This window comes from Ktedonobacter sp. SOSP1-85 (genome assembly GCF_016587415.1).
Classification (GTDB): domain Bacteria; phylum Chloroflexota; class Ktedonobacteria; order Ktedonobacterales; family Ktedonobacteraceae; genus Ktedonobacter.
The window spans coordinates 2,400,714-2,418,453 of record NZ_BNJI01000001.1; the positions used below are offsets into that span (position 1 = coordinate 2,400,714).

Here is a 17,740-nt window from a genome sequence, read left to right on the forward strand (position 1 = left end):
CCCATCATCAAGATCTATTTTCTATTCGATGGCAAAGAAACGGCTCGTGCCGGAGTGCCATGGATGGTGGCATTCGGACGCGCTGAAGCCCCTGGTCAGGCAGCGAGGAGCCATCAAAGGACAATATCAGCGTTATAGCATAAAACTGTAAAGCGGTATCACTGCGATAAATCGCCTTGCGCGCGATAAATCGGGCGCCTATGTGAATTGACTTCCTCCCGCATGGGAGGTGGCTTTTGCTTCACTTGATGCGTACATGACATTTTCATAAATCGGGCGCCTATGTTCGCTGATTTCGCCCTTGCACTTTTCGGCTTTGCTTGTTAGTCGGTGGTGAAGCCGCGCTCGCGGAGGAGGCGGAGGACGCGCTCAAGGTGCTGTTCTGAGACGCGAACGAGGCGCTGCTCTGGCGCGATGGCCTCTTGCAAGAAGTTGTGGATCTCTTCGTCTGCCTCCAGGTCGTTCAGGATCTGCTCGGGGAGGATCAATAGCGGCGCGCGTGCGACACCAATATGGCGCTGGCCCTCATACCCATTGCCCCATAGTTTGAGGCGTAGCACGAGCGATCCTGGAATGTCATCAATACAGTAGCGGCGCAAGAAATCCATGATTTCATCCAGGGTCATATGCTGCTTGAGCGCGGCGCGTACCGAGCTTTCGGTCAGGCACAGGCCACCTCTCGCCTCGTCATAGGCACAAAAGCGCTCGGCAACGCGCACAAGATAGAAGTTGAGCACGCCGTAAAGTGGTTGGAGTAGCCCATCTTCGCGCAAGCGCCACTGCGGCTCATGCCTCTCCTCCCCATCTTCTCGCCTGGGCGTACCTGCGCGTGTCACGGCTGGAAGCTGCTCGCGCTCCCATAATACTTGCTGAGCCTCAGCCAGTTTGCCAGGAGCAACCTCCACCAGGGTGGACGATAAGCGTCGTCCAAAGAGTGAAGACGTCTCTTGCTCTCCCAGTAAGGCATCTAACAAGGCTGAATCCGCCACCTCCATCAGCGTGGCTTCACGCCAGATTTCAACCCGCCGGGCCTGGCGCTCCCATTCCAGAAGGGTATAGCGTACATTCTGGGGCAAGGCCCCATCTGCCGCCACCTCCAGGGTTCGCAACACATCTTCAATCAAGTACCCACGCTGAATCGCACGCGTGACGCTGGCCCTGGTCAGGCGATAGTGCGCGACATATTCAAGTTGCTCCCGCTCGGCAAAGCGATCCAAGGCAAGCAAGAGGGACTCCGAGACAGGTGCCATGGCAACCAGTTCGAAATTTGGCTGCACAATCAGGCGCCCCTCAGGCTGTTCTAGTGCTTGCTCGTCTGCGTGAAATAGCGCCCGTCCAGCGGGCAAGAGGCGAAACGCGTCTGGGTGCTCCCTGGCATCCACCTCAACGATACCAAGCCACGACAGCACCCCCTCAATCACGGCACGAATAAAGCCACCTTCGACGAGATACCAGCCTTCGCGATGCGTCAGCCAGCCACGCTGTAAGCGAAAATCCCAGCCATAGGGGTTGCACTCGTTGGAATAGCGATCCATACGTGATCCCTGGTGACGAGGAAAGAGGAGCGAGGGGGCATAAAGCCTGGTACGCGCGACAAAGGTGGGCAGGTCTATCCATGTCCCTGGGGTCTCCTGTAACACACGCTCAAGCACGACCTGGCGCGAACGCACCACCTCCGGGTGGGCTTCTGCGAGCAGCTCTGGACCCGGTTTGACATTGATCGCAGGCAAGTAGGCCATCTCATTCCAGAAGGAACCCTCAACCGCCAGTTGATAGCACTGCCTGGCACGCTCGTAAAACGGTAACGCGAAATACGCTTCGGCAGGGGCGGCCTGAAGTATCCCTTGTTGCTCACGTAGCAACCCCACCTTCATCGCTAGCAGGCGCAGAAAGAGTAAACGGGGCGACTCATTTTCATTACGCACCACGTCGTCCTCACCCTCAGCCATGCGCGCCAACACGCTACGCAGCGCCGAGCGAGAGAGAAGGCCGTTATTGAGCAATGGCAACCCCTCGCGGGCCTCCACCACCACAGACCAGTAGGAATAGAGCCAGCGCTGTAAAAGCCGCATCCGGGCGTCTGTTCCACTCTCTGGCCCTGCCGGTAGTAATGGCTCTGCCCCCAGATTGCGCTCTTTTGCAACCTCGTGGACCGCGGCCTCCACGCTCGGCGAAACGATAAGCATACCATCATGGGTCCCACTACTATACTCCCGGCCCGCGAAGCTGGTCTGTTTACTCCAAAAGAGCAAGCCCTCTAGCAAGAGAGAGCGTATGGCCTGCTCGAATGGGCCATGCGGGTGCGCAGGAGGATAGGCTATGGGCTTGTGTGTATTCTCTATGCCATAAGCGCTCACAGCCCCCATTTCGCCAGGTTGTTCTCCCGCCTGTTGCCGCGTAGAAAGCAGCCCGGCACTGTGACAGTAAAAGGCCAGGTCACGACTATTCGCACGCCCACCACAGAGCACCAGTTCTCTCAAGATCAGCCACTCACCCTCGCCCAGGGTTCGCACCAGCGTGCTCAGGACATCCGCATCAAAGAGTTGGCGTGCGACCTCTCCTAATTCAGCCGATGCGCTGGCATCTGCGCTGACATTGGCCTCAGGCGTGGCGTCGGTCAAGGGAATCTGCCTGGACCTGGCAAGCGTGTGCAGGTGATAGAGAGGAATGGTCTCTAGCAATTCTACGTCACGAGGCTTCATAGCTATCCTTCTCATGCACAAGAGGAGCACTTCCACGCCGCTTCAATTCGTCGCTCAAGCGCGCAGCCCCATCCTCATGGAGCAGGGCCATCGTCTCGCTCAACGGGCGCGCCACCACTTCATTCAGCGAGGTCGTCGCCTCAAGCTCTCGCATAACAACCTGGTCTGCGACCTCAAGCAGAGGGACATGAGTATAGAAGCGTACCTGCCCATAACTCTTCTGCAAACGCTCCAGGCGAGCAATCACCTGCGCAAGCGCGTCTGCCAGTTCTGGCTGACGCTGCACAAGCAAGCGCAAAATTTTGAAGAGAGCGTTGGTATCTTCACCGGCACGCAACGCCTTGCTAAGCGCTTGTGGCGTGAAGCGATACCGTAGATAACTGCGCTGAATGCCCGTGGCTTGCGCGAAACGCTCCAGCACCTTGATGAGGTTCCAGGCCGCCGGGTGAGCCGGAACTAGCACCTCCTGGGCGTCGACGACCACCAGCAGGCGCGTCAGGCGCCGTCTTCGTCCTCGCTCAAGCTCGCCAGGAACGCCGTTCCCCTGTAAGAGCCAGCAGCCCAGTGGTGTCAGGCGAAAAGCCAACAACGCGCCATCAGGCGCACTTACAATATCGCAGATCCCCCACCAGTAGAGTGGCCCTTGAATTAACTGTGCCAGGTAGTGGTACTCTGCCCGCTGCCAATCTTTAAACTGCGAGGGCTTGAGCGGTTTATCTGGATTGTCCTCCAGCCACCAGTGTGGGGAGGCAAAATAGCGCTGCCGCCGCTGGAGAAACAGGGGATTCAGCCGATACACAAAGCGCGCGAAGGCTCCAAAATGCATCCACTGTCCAGGCGTCACCTGAGCCAAAAGCGAGACCAATAACTGGCGCGCCTCGCTATTTTCAATCTCCAACTCGCCCATACGCAAGACCGGCTGACGCAACGCGTTCGCGCGACAGCGTAGGTCGACGCCATCTTCGCGCAACCCCAGCAACTCATCGGTGGAGGAGTGTTTTAGCCAGAGCATGAAGAGCTCCTGGGCCTCTTGCACCTGGGCCTCGCCCAGCAGTTTCTCTGCCAGCGAATCAGCAATATGCAGACGGTTGCGATCATTGTCAGCACGCTGAAGCATATTGCCGCCACGCAGCAAGCGCAGCGCAAAACGCAGGAAGGTACGAGAGCGTGGCAAGCGTTCACGCAAGCGAGCGATGAGGCTTTCAGGCGGCTGATCGCTTGTGGACTGAAGCAAGAAGGAGCCATCTGAGGTACGTACCGTGCCTGTGAACTCTGCCAGCAGGGTATCTGAGAAATCTAACCAGGCACTCTCCTCATCCAGACTTGTGCCATCAAGCAGGCGAGCAAGCAACAGCAACTCGGAGAGTAGGCGCAGAGGTTCCATGCTGCGTACGCGCGGCTGATCGTCGCGTTCAGAGCCTTCCTGAGCGCCTGCGGGCAGCGTATAGGGGGTCATGGGCACGGTTACCTTCAAGGCTGCTCGCACCTCCAGGGGCACAAACCAGCCAATCTCAAGCTGACCGCTGCCCTGCGCTCCACGCGCAAGCGAGACACTATTCAGGCTGGTGCGGAAGAGCAATCCCTCACTCTGAAGGGACACAAGCGCCTGCTGGTAGTGTGCGGGCTGCCCCAGCGAGAAACGATCATAGAGAGCGCGTAGCTCCTCATCGGGGATGGCTGATCCGTAGAGAGTTATCGCGGCCAGAAACTGGCGTAGGGGCTTCTCCAGGCTTGCCGCGACCTTTTTCACTGTTTCGGGACGCGCGACCTGCTCCAGCAAAACCTCAATCAGTTGGGGCTTATTCATATTCCCCGCCGTTATCGCATATGCACGCGCTATACTGCGTAGCTCGCTGATCCCCAATTGTGGGAGAATATGCTGCATACCCCCGACCTGCACCAGCGTGTGTTGCGGAGGCAATATCGGTCTGAAAGCGCCACCTGTGCGTGAGGAAGGCTTTTCTCGGGGAGCCTTACTCGTGGGAAGCTGAGCGGCGGCAGCATCGTTTACCAGGTCTTGCAAGCGTTCTTTCTGTGGTCTATTTTCCATAGCTGCTTGCGCGGCAAGCGTGCGGAAGAGCCCTGGATGGGCAAGCCACTCATATAACAGGGCGGCCGCGTGTTCGCACAGCGCCGTTGAGGGGGCCTCACAGGTACAGGAGCTCTGCCACTGCATTGCACCTTGCAGTTCTACTGTTACATAGTGACTGCCGGCATCAGGCTCGGGGAAAGAGAAGGCGTCTTCTTCCTCTGGACCCGGCTCGCTGGCTGAAGAGGCCGCGATTTCGACGATACCACTCAAGCGACCTTCGTCGCGCCTGGTCGCCTGTACCGCGTCCAGGCGCGCGTACTCCTGCCCACGTGTCGCCGCCGCCAGCCCGGCCATGCTGATAATATCCGTGGCTCGCAGGCGCCGCAACGCGCCAGGTACTACATGTTCCATGATTGGTTGCTCAAATACTCAACAGAAAGGTGAATAAAAGTGAACTGTATTAGATTATCTTAGCACGAGGTGCGCGTATGGTCAACAAAACAGGCACGCCGTTCATGCAGGTGCTGAACGGCTGCGTTCAATGGGTCAGTGTGTTCCATGCCCAGCCGGAGAAAATTGATCCTAGACGGGGAGCTGTTTGGTCGTCCCTCGGGAGCGTAGGGTTGTCTCGATTTCATACATGATATTGGCAATTGAGGCAATGGCGGCAGTTTCGGCGCGTAGCACACGCTCACCCAGTGTCACAATCTTGGCGCCATGCCGGCGCGCCATCATGACTTCCTCAGCCATGAAGCCGCCCTCGGGACCGATAAAGAGCATAACGCGTAGGCGCTGCGTTGGCGCCTCCTCGTAGTTGGTCATGGCCTCACGCAAGACACTACGCAGCGTCTGTGTGCGCTCCTCCTCCCAAGGCATCAGCGCTAGCGTCCCTTCTGGTATATTACCAAGCACATGCATCAAGGGGCGTACAGGGAGCAATGTGGGAACGCGCGCGCGCCCACATTGCTCCGATGCCTCCTGAATAATGCGTAGCCAGCGTTTCTGCTTGGAGGCCCCTGCCTCCTCAAGGCCGGCGGTGGAGCGCTGGCAGGTGGTCGGAAGAAAGGCCGAAACACCCAGTTCTGTCCCCTTCTCCAGAATCCATTCAAAGCGCGCGGATTTGAGCATGCCCTGGCAGAGCATCACCTCTACTGGCGATTCGCTCTTTCCCCGCTGGCGCTCAAGAACTTCGACCACTACCTCACCACGCACACTCTTTTTGATGGTACAGAGCGTCTCCTCGCCGCTGTTGTCCAATAGCACCAGGCGCTCATCCAGGGCCAGGCGCAACACATCGCGCACCTGGTGCGCGACATTCTCGGGTAAGAGAATGGCCATGCCCTTCTGCCTGAGCAGCGCAGGCTCGACCTGCGCCTCTTCAATGAAGAAACGATGCATACAACCTCTTTATCTGTGTCCTAAAAGAGCCTCATCCCGTTGGATAGGAGAAAAAAATTTGTGGGGACACCCCATGCCCCGGCAGGAGGGAGACCCTCCTGCACCTCCCCTTTTTGGGAGAAGGGGGATTTTGTGGGGGACACCCCACTCCCCGGCAGGAGGGAGACCCTCCTGCACCTCCCCTTTTTGACAGCCATATGACTAGGCGCGTTTGCGGAAGACGAGGGCTAGCCAGTCTTCGATCATGGTCTCTTCCACCAGTTCCAGGCCTGTCTCCAGGAGCGGGCCTTCGGCGTCTGGTCTGCGGGCCTCGATGATGCCGCTCACGACGAGCAGGCCGCCGGGCGCTACGGTTGTTGCGAGTTGTGGTGCGATGGCACCAATGACGTGGGCAATAATATTGGCAACGACGATATCGTACTGCCCCTTCATCTGCCCGGCGCTCTCGGGCGTCAGCTCGCCCAGTTCAACTTTGATCTGCTCTGCAAGTTCGTTTAAGGCTGCATTCTCGCTTGCGCTCTCGGTTGCGACACTACTATTATCGATGGCGTGAATAAACTCAGCCCCCAGTTTGGCGGCGGCAATCGCCAAAATGCCAGAACCAGTGCCTACATCAAGAATACGCATGCCAGGCGTGACTCGTTTCTCCAGTTGCTCCAGGCACATGCGCGTGGTGGGATGCAGGCCGGTCCCAAAGGCCATGCCAGGGTCCAGTGTTAGCACAACCTCTTCGGGCTTGGGCGTATACTCGCGCCACGAAGGGCGAATTACGAGCCGCTCACCGATAAGCGTTACATGATAGTACTCTTTCCAGGCGTTGGCCCAGTCTTCTTCGTTGACAGCACGCGTCTGGAGTTCTCCCACAAAATGGGCACCAATGCTGGCAAAGTGCCAGAGACCTTCACGCACCCGCTGGCTGATCTCCTCTTCGGTCCCGTCAATGGGCGTATAGGCATGTACCTGTACAGGCTCTCCCTGGCGCACGCGATACGCCTGCCCATCCTCAAGCAGCTCAATCGGGTCCTCAATCACAATCCCCTCGGTTGTATAGCGGCTGAGCAGCTCGCTTACCGATTCGACAGCGTCGGGATGAGTTGTAACAGTCAATTCTAACCAATGCATAACAGTTTTTCTTGCCTCATCATTACTAGTATTCTGTTCAATTTCGTTTGAAAGGGATGCATCCCGCCTGCGGCGGGAGGGGAAGAAACGCAGAGGGGCTGACGCCCCTCTGCACTCCCCGCTTTTCTTTTTCAGGGGAATGGGACACAGTGGAGCTGACATTCCTCTGCACTCCCCGCTTTTCCCTTTTTAAGGGGAGGATCGCAGTGAAGCTGATATCCCACTGCACTCCCCGCTTTTCTTTTTCACCTGCACACTACATCGCCTATCATACTTTTGTGCTTGCGGGGACCAGGTCCAGGGCGTAGTACGCATAGGTGCGCGCGACGCGAAAGCCACAGGAGCGATAGAGCTGGAGCGCGGGCGTGTTGTCAGTCTCCACGTCCAGGGTGATCACCTTCTGCTCGCGCTCAGGAATGTCACGCAGCACAGACTCTAACATCTGGCGCCCATAACCACGCCCCCGGTACGCGGGAATGACCCCAACGCTATAGATGCCGATGCGTCCCTCGGCCTCATGGATATCCAGGCGCAAGCAGCCAACCGGTTCGCGACAACTTACCTCGCCCTCGCCAAAGGTCGCCAGGTAGAAGCGAAACTTGGGATTATGCCAGAAGAGCGTCACGAGGGGGCGCCTGCGCTCAACCGTTTCACCAAAGCTCGTCGAGACCGCCTGCAAATAGCCCTCTAGATCATCATCCTCCGCCTGGCGCACCAGCAAACGATCATCGAGCACATAGTGATCTTGAAACTGCTGTAAGATCATCTCGTGCTCAGCCATTTCAAGGCGCGCACCAGTCGAAGCGATGAAGGCCTTCCCGCTCTCCGATCCCTGCTCAGTAATCAGGAGCAGCCTGGCGATATCCTGTTGCTCACACTCCAGTCGGGCCGCGGCCAGGAGCTGGCGAAAAATACCTCTCCGGCGGTACGCGGGATGAACCATACCCGTTACCTCGCGCACACTCGCTCCCAACCCTTCAACTCCCAGGTAGCCAACCAGGAGAGCATCCTCATAGTACAGGAAGCTCTGGCAGAGTAAGCCAGCTGGATGACGCAAATCGCCCACGTTCACCCTCACCCACGACTGATCGTGCTGATAACAGAGTTCCATAAGGTGCGTGACAGCGTTCAATTCGTCTTCTGTCAGACCGCGCCTTTTCACCAGGCCAGAGTATTGCTGCATCCAGATCTCTTTCTTTTTCTATAGATCTTATTCCGAAACCCAACCCCCATTCGGGGCAGGCGCCACTGGCGTGTCTAGCGCTTCCCCATTCGGGGACAAGCGCGCTCAGGGGGTTCGGAGAAGAAGACATATACAAAGGGCGCAAGACATTGTACCACTCCAGATCAAACAGGTACACCGTCTTACGCCCCTGGTTCTCACCGCTGTTCACGCTGCCGACATGCATACAACTGGCATGCTAGAAGACAGCGGGCTCCATATAATCGCCAAAGACGTCGCGGAAGACATCCATGATCTCACCAAGCGTGGCGTAAGATTTTACCGCCTCAAGGATGGCAGGCATAGTATTCTCAGTGCCTTCAGCGACACGCTTCAGATTCTCCAAAGCCCGCTGTGTCGCCTGATTGTTACGCTCGTGGCGCACGCGTGCCAGCCGCGCGATCTGGGCTTTTTCGCCCTCGTAGTCCACGTAGAGCGTCGGTACCTTGATATGCTCTTCGATGGCGTAATCATTCACGCCCACAATCGTGCGCTTATGCTGATCGATCTCCTGCTGATAGCGATAGGCGGACTCGGCGATCTCGCGCTGGAAGAAGCCATTCTGGATACATGCCAGCACGCCACCCAGGGCATCGATGCGCTCAATATACTCCAGCGCGGCCTTCTCGGTGCGCTCGGTCAATTCCTCAAGGAAGTATGAGCCACCCAGGGGATCAATAGTATTGGTCACGCCACTCTCAGAAGCGATGACCTGCTGCGTGCGTAAGGCGATCAGGGCCGCGCTCTCTGTGGGTAGAGCCAGGGCCTCGTCAAGCGAGTTGGTATGCAACGAGTTGGTGCCACCCAGGACCGCTGCCAGGGCCTGAATAGTGGTGCGGATAATGTTATTTTCAGGCTGCTGGGCCGTGAGGGAGACGCCCGCCGTCTGCGCATGACAGCGCAACATCATGGAGCGTGGGTCCTTCGCGCCATAGCGCTCCTTCATCAAGCGCGCCCAAAGCCTGCGGCCAGCGCGGAACTTGGCGATCTCCTCAAAGAAGTCATTATGCACATCAAAGAAGAAGGAGAGCCTGGGCGCGAACTCATCGATCTTCAGGCCACGCGCCAGGGCGGCATCAACATATGCCAGGCCATCGGCCAGGGTAAAGGCCAGCTCCTGCACAGCGGTCGCGCCCGCCTCGCGGATATGGTAGCCGCTGATGCTGATGGTATTCCAGCGCGGCATATGGCGCGTGCCAAACTCGATGGTATCTGTCACCAGGCGCATCGAGGGTTCTGGCGGGAAGAGAAACTCCTTCTGCGCGATATACTCCTTCAGGATATCGTTCTGGAGCGTGCCTCCCAGTTGCGCCATAGAGAAGCCGCGCTTCTCGGCGTTCGCGATATACATGGCCCAGATGGCCGAGGCAGGACTATTGATGGTCATAGAGGTGGTGATTTTATCCAGGGGCAACCCCTCGAAGAGAACCTCCATATCCGCAAGCGAGGAGATGGCGACGCCACACTTGCCAAACTCGCCCGCCGCCAGAGGATGATCGGTATCATAGCCGTAGAGGGTCGCCATATCGAAGGCCACCGAGAGGCCTGTCTGACCCTGCTGCAATAAATACTTAAAACGCTTATTGGTATCTTCAGCGGTGCCAAAGCCCGCGAACATGCGCATGGTCCACGGCTTGGCGCGATACATGGTTGGCTGAACGCCACGCGTATAGGGATAGGCGCCGGGATAGCCTAGATCGCGCTGATAATCCAGTCCCCGCACATCCCCAGGTGTATAGAGTCGCTCGATAGGCACACCAGAGGTGGTGATAAGGTTGTCTTGCTCGGGGATGCGCTCCACCGACTTCTTGACGAGGCCCTCTTCCCATTGTGTGCGTTGCACGTGCAAACGGTCAAGTTCTTCTTTATCAAAGAGCGTCCCTTGTTCGACCTCAGGCAACTCTGGCTCTGTCGATTTCTGTTCAAGCATCTTCGCAAGCTCTCCTCATATGCATAAAGGCAATGGCATATTTGAAACGCAGATAGACGATTCATTTCATAGTTGTAACATCCCTATTGTACCATACGCCTCAGGCAAGAAGATGTAGGGGTATCCCCTTTCGCGCCTGCGGCGCTCAGGGTGGGAGTATGTGATGGTGGGCCTGGCTTCGCCAGGCCCACCATCACATACTCCCACCCTGAGGCAGAGCCTTTAAGGGTAAGAGAGATAGGCTGCGAGCCGGAAGGGGCCAGAAATAGCGCTTGACTTGCAACTGAGGGCATGTTATTCTCAAGTATATGACGAGACAGCATATGCGTCAGGTCACCGCGCGCGCCAGCGCCGGGCGACTGGCCCATCATCACCTCATTCCATCAATCCTCGGCCATGTGGTGGCCGCATAAGCCTGGCGTAGCGCTTATGCGGCGAGAAGTAGCGCCGAGCCTCCACTCTCAGGACATTCCTGTTCTGCGGTAGATTCTGCTGCCTTTGGCATGGCTACTTTTTCGTCCTCTGTTCCTTTGCCTTTTCCTGCCCTTCCATGAGACATCGCGTGTGCTCTATGCTGCCCTTGTCCGTGTAGCCATCCGCGCCAGGTACTCTCTCACGTCTGTTGACTTGCTTTCACAAGAGGGACCCATTGTAGTTTGCTTTTACTTGTTATCTCATGAGAGGGAGTTCCTGAACCTATGAATGACTCTGTTATGGAATCCTCAGCGGAGGGAAACACTTTAGCTACCAGTGTGCTTGAGCCGCGTCCCTGGCGGCGCTGGCTGGCCGCTTTCTTTGGTTATACCGCATCCTCGCGCGTACAGCTGACCAGCGCTATCTGGATGATCTACCTGGCGGCGCAGGGATATAGCCCCTTTGTGATTGGTCTGTTTGAAATGACCTTTCACATCGCCAAGTTCGTCGCCGAGGTGCCAACCGGGATCTTCGCGGACTTGCTGGGACGCCGCAAAAGCCTGATTCTCTACTGTGTGATTAGCGCAGTAGATAGCCTACTCTATCTTCATCCCACAGCACCCTTTATGCTCCTGGCATTCGCGCTCTCGGGCATCTCACTCGCTTTCCTGGGTGGGGCTAACGATGCTCTGCTCTGGACCCTGACTGGCTATGCCGATGCTCAACGCCAAGCACAGCTATATAGCAAGCTCATGAGCTGGACGCTGATGGTCAGCCTGGTAAGTGAGATGATAGGCGCCACGCTGGGAGGATATCTGGGCGGCATCATGCAAACCCTGCCGTTTATCTGTGGCGCGCTTATCAGCCTGGTCTCCATTCTACCGCTCTGTCTGCTGCCAGAGGGTATAGAAGAGCGCCAGCCAGAGGAGCGCATTAATGTCCTGGCGCACCTGGGCAGCGGCCTGCGTACTGTCTGGAACACACCTGCGATCCTGGGACTGATCCTGATCTCAGGGCTGACGGAGAGTTGTGGCACTACAATCTACTTCTATATCCAGTTGCAACTGCATGGCCTGGGCTTCGCTCTGAGCGCGATAGGATTGATCATCGCGCTGAGCAAAGTTTGCCAGTTTCTTTTCACGGCCATGGTGCCTGCGATGATGCGCAAGATTCCAGAGCGCTGGCTGCTGCCCCTGGCTGTCCTAGCCCAGGCAGTGGGCCTACTTTTGATGATGCAACCGCAGATGGTTCCAAGCTTACTGGGCTTCCTGATCTTCTTCCAGGCCGCGACCGCCGTACTCTATCCCGCACTCAGCACCTATATCAACCAGCGTTGTCCCGAGGCTCAGCGCGCCACTGTCCTCTCGTTTCAAACGGGACTCTTTAGCCTGGCCATGATCGTGCTCTTCCCGCTGTTTGGGCTAGGTATCACTCACTCCTCGTACAGTGTAGTCTATGGCTGGACCGTGCTCGCACTGCTCCTGGGAGGGCTGGGGACAGTCTTCCTGGTACGCCTACGCCAATGGCATGTGAAAATGAAGTAGCGTAAATAAACGCGGTGCAGGCAAAGCCTGCACCGCGTTTATTTACGCTACTTCATTAAAAAACTACACCTCGACGGAGAGCGCAACCGCGCCGCCACCACCCAGGCAGAGCGTTGCCAGGCCGCGACCGCCACCTCGGCGCTTCAACTCATGAATCAGGGTAATCAAGACACGTGAGCCACTGGAGCCGATGGGGTGGCCCAGGGCAATGGCGCCACCATTGACATTCACGCGCTCCCAATCCCAATCTAGCTCTTTGCCATTGGCAAGCGCCTGGGCCGCAAAGGCCTCGTTGACCTCGATCAGGTCGAAGTCGCTCAACTGCATGCTAGTGCGCTCCAGCAGGCGACGAACGGCACGCGTGGGGGCCGCAAAGATATAGCGTGGAGTGATGGCCGCCGAGGCATATCCAGTGATACGGGCCAGGACGGGCAGACCCTGCGCCTGCGCAAAGGCCTGGTCGACAACGACCGTCGCCGAGGCTCCATCGCTTAGACCAGGGGCATTACCTGCGGTCACCGTACCATCCTCTAGAAAAGCTGGCGAGAGACGCGCCAGCGCCTCTCGTGAGGTATCGCTGCGAATAGGCTCGTCGTTTTCCACCAGCAAAGAACCCTTCTTCTGGCGCACCTCAACCGGCACGATCTCCTCTTTAAAGCGGCCCTCGGCTGTGGCTGCCGCCGCGCGCTGGTGACTGCGCAGCGCCAGTTGATCCTGCTCCTCGCGCGTGACGCTAAACTTCTCGGCGATGATCTCTGCCTCATTGCCCATATGGATATCTTCAAAGGCGCACCAGAGGCCATCACGGACCACCGAGTCAATGATTTTGCCATCACCCATGCGGTAGCCAGTACGCGCTTTGGGCAAGAGATAGGGGGCATTGCTCATGCTCTCCATGCCGCCCGCGATATAGGCCTGGCCATCGCCCGCGCGAATGGCCTGCGCCGCCAGCATGACGGCTTTGAGGCCCGAGCCACAGACTTTGTTGATTGTGAAGGCGGGAATATCATCGGGAAGGCCCGCGTGGATGGCGGCCTGGCGGCCCGGCGCCTGCCCAATGCCCGCGCTTACGACATTGCCCATGATGACCTCATCCAGGCTACTGGGGTCGATTCCTGCGCGCTTTACGGCTTCTTTTATAGCGATAGCTCCCAACTGGGGGGCTGTAAAACTGGCGAGACTACCAAGGAACTTGCCTGTCGGCGTCCTTGCCGCGCCTACGATTACCGGAATATGTTCTTCGGTCATGCGAGTTCTCCTCATTCTAATGCCACGCCGATGTGGCCATAGGGTCTAGCAAACTTCTATCTTATTCTATCTTTTATGACCGAGAAGGGGCAAATCTGTAGGGGCCTCCTGCTGGGCTGCTACGCTCCTGAGGGAAGAGAGGGGCACTACCTCCCTTACAGCACAGCGGATCATACATTCCGTAGCCATTCCCCCACGCTCTCCGCATACGCCCGTGGCTGATCATAGCGGATACAGTGCCCTGTATTGGGAATATGCAGCTCGCGGGCGCGGGGCTGTGTGGTCAGGATCTGTGCCGCCTGCTCCGGCGTGATCATGGCACCGCGAGTGGGGTCGCCTGTCACCAGCAGCAGGGGGCAGCGAATGGTGGTCAGGACCTCCATAGGCGAACGCTCGCCGATGACGGGCGCAGGGCCGGCGGACAGGATGGCCATATTGAGCTGGTCTTTCGAGATGGCCCACTGCTCTACTGTGACCTCCGACCAGCCGGTATTCTTCTGACAAGCGGCCTTGCGCTCCTCCAGACTCTGCGTCCGCACCTCAAACAACCAGCCATGGCGCCTCTGGCCCTCCTCCTGTGAACTTGTCGGCTGCTCGCGTGGTATAAACAGCGCAGCATCCTCCAGCGCGACCGCCCGCACCAGCTCAGGCCACTCGCTGGCCACCACTGCTGCCACGCCGCCCCCCATCGAATGCCCGCCCAGCCGCACCGAGCCCAGGTTCAACGCCTGGATGAGCGCTACCACATCCTCCGCCATGGCCCGTTGCCGATAGTTCCCGCTCGCCGAGCCGCTGGAGAGCCCATGCCCGCGCGCATCGGGCAGAATGATATCAAAGTCGCTCGCCCATTCCCGCACCACCTCGCTCCAGCACAGCCCATTATCGCTGAAGCCGTGCAACAACACCAGCGGCGGTTTCTCTCCAGCGCCCGTGCGGTAATAATGAATACGAACATCATCGAGCTGCAGATCGCCTTCGGACCAGATTGACATGAATCTTCTCCCCTCAAAGTTTGATTTCCTCATCATATCACCTTTTGCGCTTCCTTGTGTATATGCAATCGGTCCGTGTCGCACTCGTGCAAGGGAGGAACATCCGATGATGAAATGGCTAAAAAGCGCCGGCCTCTTCCTGCTGCACGTGGTATTGCACGCCGCAATAGAGAGCCTGATCTCATGTCCTTGATTATCGCGTAACGGCACAGAAACAGGGCCCGGTAATACCACAAAAGTTTGTAGGGCCCATGCTAGCATGGGCCCTACAAACTTTTCGGACAAATCTAAGGCTTTTGCGGTAACTCGCCCATCTTAAAGCCAGGGGGTACCTGCATGTCCCAGAGGCTCTCAGGGACCTGCTGCTGCGTGAGCACTTCAAGGGTATCATACATCGGCTTCTCGCTGGATGAAGATTTCTGCTCCAGCACATTGACGGGCATATAATGCATATCCAGCAGAATAATATCGCCATTCTGGTAGCGAATCTGGTAGACCTCTCGTCCCTGGAAGGTTCCCTTGCCGATGTAGCTGGCGCGCCCCGCCGCAATATCTGCCCGTAGTTTTTGCAGATCAAACATAGAGTCGCTATCGACCCAGTTGGCGGCATCCCATTGCACCACGCGATTCATCATATCTTTGCCCAGGACTCCATGCTGGGCGTTGCCTACCGCTACGACATCCAGCTTATCATCCATAACCGTCTCTACATGGAACATATTATTGGTGAAATCATGGTAGGTCTTGACCTGGTAGAATGCACCATCACTTGTCTGCTGCGTCTGGATATGGTAGAGCACATAGCCGTTCCAGCTTACCTGAGATGGGATCTGGAACTCCTGCGCGGAGCGTAGGAAGAAGAGATAAGAGACCAGTAACACTCCCAGAGCCATCAGCGCGGCCGCCACCAACATCGCAGAGCGCCAGCGTGCTCTCGCGTGCGCACGGCGTCTCTCTGGAAAGGCTACCGGGCGCGACTCGTCACTCGTTTTGCCGCGCCCCTGTGCGCGCGCGGCTATCGCGGCCCGAACCGCGACATCAACACGCTCGGAGGGCTGTGAAGAAGGGAGGTCGGCGACCAGGCGTGTCGCCTGCTGAACCTGGCGCATCTCTTGTGTACACGACTCACACCCACGCACATGCAAGGCGACGCTTCGTCGCTGCTCTGGCGTCAGATCATCCCACACAGCCAGGTAGAGGTGGACAATCTCGCAGGCCCGGGAATCGGTTTCATGTCCCGCAGGAAGGGGAGGGAGAAAAATGTCATTCATTTTCGCCGCTCCTGCATACTCGCATTACTCTTATTCAATCGCTTGTACTGTTCCATAAACATCTTTTTGGCTCGGGAAATGCGCGTAGCGGCGGCATTGGGTGAGATCTCCATAATAGCTGCGATCTCCTGGTAGGGGACCCCTTGCGCAGCATGTAACACAAGCGCCGCCGCATACTCTTCGGGCATATTGGCCAGGGTCAGGCGGATATGCTCACGTTCAGCGATCTCTGGGATACCACCACTATCGGCTAAAAGGAGGGAGGCGTCATCGCTCACGTCATCGTCATTTTCGGTCTGGCGCGAGCGGCGTGAAAGGGGCCACCAGGAGATACGTTTGCGTCGACGCAGTTGATCAACACATAAATTGGTCGCGATCCGATACAGCCAGGACGACAAATGATCACGCTCATAGAGTCCATCCCAGGCACTGCACGCGCGTATAAATACCTCTTGTGTTATATCATCGGCGTCTTCCATATTTCCAAGCAGGCGATAGACATAGGAATGTATGGGGCGTCGGAACTGTTCATAGAGCTTTTCCAGGGCCAGTTCATCGCTAAACGCTCTATCTCCTGGTCGATCCGCGGATTTTTCCACAGGCATGCTGGCTGCTACTTTCTCTCGTTGCTCAGTCTCTTCCAGACATAGCTCAGGGCGCACCTGTAGTATAGCAGGAACCACCATCGATGGAAACATACCGCTGTTTACTCCTTTTTTCCAGGAACTTGTGAAGCCTTCACTACTCACGCCTGCGACACACAACACTATACCCAGGAGGTTTGCTTCACAGGATTGAATTGATATTACCTATCCATACTCACGTTGGAGTGTGGCTACTTTTACGGCTGAGCAATGAAACCCAAGTACCCAGATAGAAAAAGCCGCTCTCTTCGACGAAGAGAGCGGCTTTTTCTATCTGGGTACTTAATTTTTACCAGTTCTGGCCGGAGCCATTCTGCTGCCAGGAGGGCATGGGAGTGGCCTGCCACTGATTCTGCTGGTCGAACTCCTGCTGGCCTTGCCACTGGCCCTGCGGCATCGCCATCTGTCCACCCGTTGGCCACTGGTTTTGCGCCTCAGGGGCCACCCCATTTTGCCACATCCCCTGCGAGCCATCCATCTGGCCATTTGGCCACTGCATAGGAGCTGGAAGAGCCTGCCAGGGCTGCTGAAGCCCTATGTCCTGCTCGCCTACCTGCGCCTGCATCGACATCTGCGCACGAATCTCCTGGATCGGCAATTGCGCCTGGATCTTCTGCCAACGCCTCGCCATCATTCCCCACCCTACGACGCCTACAAGCAATACAATCAAATAGACGATATTGACGACACCTATACCCTCCAGGAGGACCAGGGAGATCTTCGAGCGAAAGATAATTCCTACAGCCACATCAACGATTACCAGAGCCGCCGCGTAATTCGGCACCTCACGCTGCATCTTCTCAAGCTCGTGCTCAAGGTCCAATAATTCGCACGTTCGGATGTACTTGATCCGTTTTGACCAGCGCACCAGGGCAATAATTGCGACGATCAAAAATAATAAGAAAATAACACCCATGATCGCAAGATCACGAATACTTGCTAACATGCTTGCAGCTCCTTCGTCGTCCCAAATACAGATATCTGATTCTATCTAAGTCCATGCAAGCATGGACCCTACACTACGCATCCTCTCCACTATCAACGTCAACCTTCGGCGTCTATGCGCTTTCACTCTATTCCAACGCAGCAGAGCGCCAGGCACAGGAAATGGTGACTTTTTACCTACTCTATACAGTAATTTAGTCCTACCTTGACAGAGAAAGCCGAAGTATTTACGCTACAGACGAGCAAATTGCTTAATAAACAGATAGGCACTTCCCA

At 57.0% G+C, this 17,740-nt stretch carries 13 protein-coding genes; 1 reads left to right on the forward strand and 12 read right to left on the reverse strand.

Annotated features, from left to right (window positions below):
• Positions 1 to 323 precede the first annotated feature (323 nt).
• The 7 genes from KTE_RS10055 to KTE_RS10085 all read right to left on the reverse strand — a co-directional run bounded on the left by KTE_RS10055 (position 324) and on the right by KTE_RS10085 (position 10,777).
• On the reverse strand, positions 324 to 2,702 hold the full coding sequence (locus KTE_RS10055; RefSeq protein ID WP_201380660.1) for a helicase-associated domain-containing protein: 2,379 nt from the start codon (positions 2,700 to 2,702) through the stop codon (positions 324 to 326).
• The gene (locus KTE_RS10060; RefSeq protein WP_201380662.1) at positions 2,689 to 5,145 is read right to left on the reverse strand and encodes an SWIM zinc finger domain-containing protein; all 2,457 of its coding nucleotides are present in this window, start codon (positions 5,143 to 5,145) and stop codon (positions 2,689 to 2,691) included. The genes KTE_RS10055 and KTE_RS10060 overlap by 14 nt, the downstream gene beginning before the upstream one ends.
• Before the next feature lie 171 nt (positions 5,146 to 5,316).
• A complete protein-coding gene (locus KTE_RS10065) occupies positions 5,317 to 6,132 on the reverse strand; it encodes a 16S rRNA (uracil(1498)-N(3))-methyltransferase (protein ID WP_201380663.1) in 816 nt (271 codons plus the stop codon).
• A 201-nt stretch (positions 6,133 to 6,333) separates the two neighbouring features.
• Positions 6,334 to 7,254: a 50S ribosomal protein L11 methyltransferase gene (prmA, locus tag KTE_RS10070; protein WP_201380664.1), complete on the reverse strand. Its 921-nt coding sequence runs from the start codon at positions 7,252 to 7,254 to the stop codon at positions 6,334 to 6,336.
• 268 nt (positions 7,255 to 7,522) lie between these two features.
• Positions 7,523 to 8,437: a GNAT family N-acetyltransferase gene (locus tag KTE_RS10075; protein WP_201380665.1), complete on the reverse strand. Its 915-nt coding sequence runs from the start codon at positions 8,435 to 8,437 to the stop codon at positions 7,523 to 7,525.
• 238 nt (positions 8,438 to 8,675) lie between these two features.
• Positions 8,676 to 10,406, reverse strand: coding sequence for a methylmalonyl-CoA mutase (locus tag KTE_RS10080; protein ID WP_201380666.1), 1,731 nt, complete (start codon positions 10,404 to 10,406; stop codon positions 8,676 to 8,678).
• Positions 10,407 to 10,489: 83 nt separating this feature from the next.
• Positions 10,490 to 10,777: a hypothetical protein gene (locus KTE_RS10085; RefSeq protein ID WP_201380667.1), complete on the reverse strand. Its 288-nt coding sequence runs from the start codon at positions 10,775 to 10,777 to the stop codon at positions 10,490 to 10,492.
• A 327-nt stretch (positions 10,778 to 11,104) separates the two neighbouring features.
• On the opposite strand from KTE_RS10085, the gene KTE_RS10090 reads away from it, so the two are divergent.
• Positions 11,105 to 12,364: an MFS transporter gene (locus KTE_RS10090; protein WP_201380668.1), complete on the forward strand. Its 1,260-nt coding sequence runs from the start codon at positions 11,105 to 11,107 to the stop codon at positions 12,362 to 12,364.
• A gap of 63 nt (positions 12,365 to 12,427) precedes the next feature.
• Here the strand turns inward: KTE_RS10090 and KTE_RS10095 are convergent, their stop codons facing one another.
• The 5 genes from KTE_RS10095 to KTE_RS10115 form a co-directional block, all read right to left on the reverse strand.
• Entirely contained in the window at positions 12,428 to 13,612 is a 1,185-nt protein-coding gene (locus KTE_RS10095; RefSeq protein ID WP_201380669.1) for an acetyl-CoA C-acetyltransferase, read from the reverse strand.
• A 170-nt stretch (positions 13,613 to 13,782) separates the two neighbouring features.
• Positions 13,783 to 14,604 carry an alpha/beta fold hydrolase gene (locus tag KTE_RS10100; protein WP_201380671.1) on the reverse strand — a complete coding sequence of 274 codons (822 nt, stop codon included), beginning with the start codon at positions 14,602 to 14,604 and terminating at the stop codon, positions 13,783 to 13,785.
• A 287-nt stretch (positions 14,605 to 14,891) separates the two neighbouring features.
• Positions 14,892 to 15,875, reverse strand: a complete 984-nt coding sequence (locus tag KTE_RS10105; RefSeq protein ID WP_201380673.1) for a zf-HC2 domain-containing protein — start codon at positions 15,873 to 15,875, stop codon at positions 14,892 to 14,894.
• Positions 15,872 to 16,573 (reverse strand): RNA polymerase sigma factor, encoded by a 702-nt coding sequence (locus KTE_RS10110; protein ID WP_201380675.1) that lies wholly within the window; start codon positions 16,571 to 16,573, stop codon positions 15,872 to 15,874. The genes KTE_RS10105 and KTE_RS10110 overlap by 4 nt, the downstream gene beginning before the upstream one ends.
• Positions 16,574 to 16,808: 235 nt before the next feature.
• Positions 16,809 to 17,465 (reverse strand): hypothetical protein, encoded by a 657-nt coding sequence (locus tag KTE_RS10115; RefSeq protein WP_201380676.1) that lies wholly within the window; start codon positions 17,463 to 17,465, stop codon positions 16,809 to 16,811.
• Positions 17,466 to 17,740 lie beyond the last annotated feature (275 nt).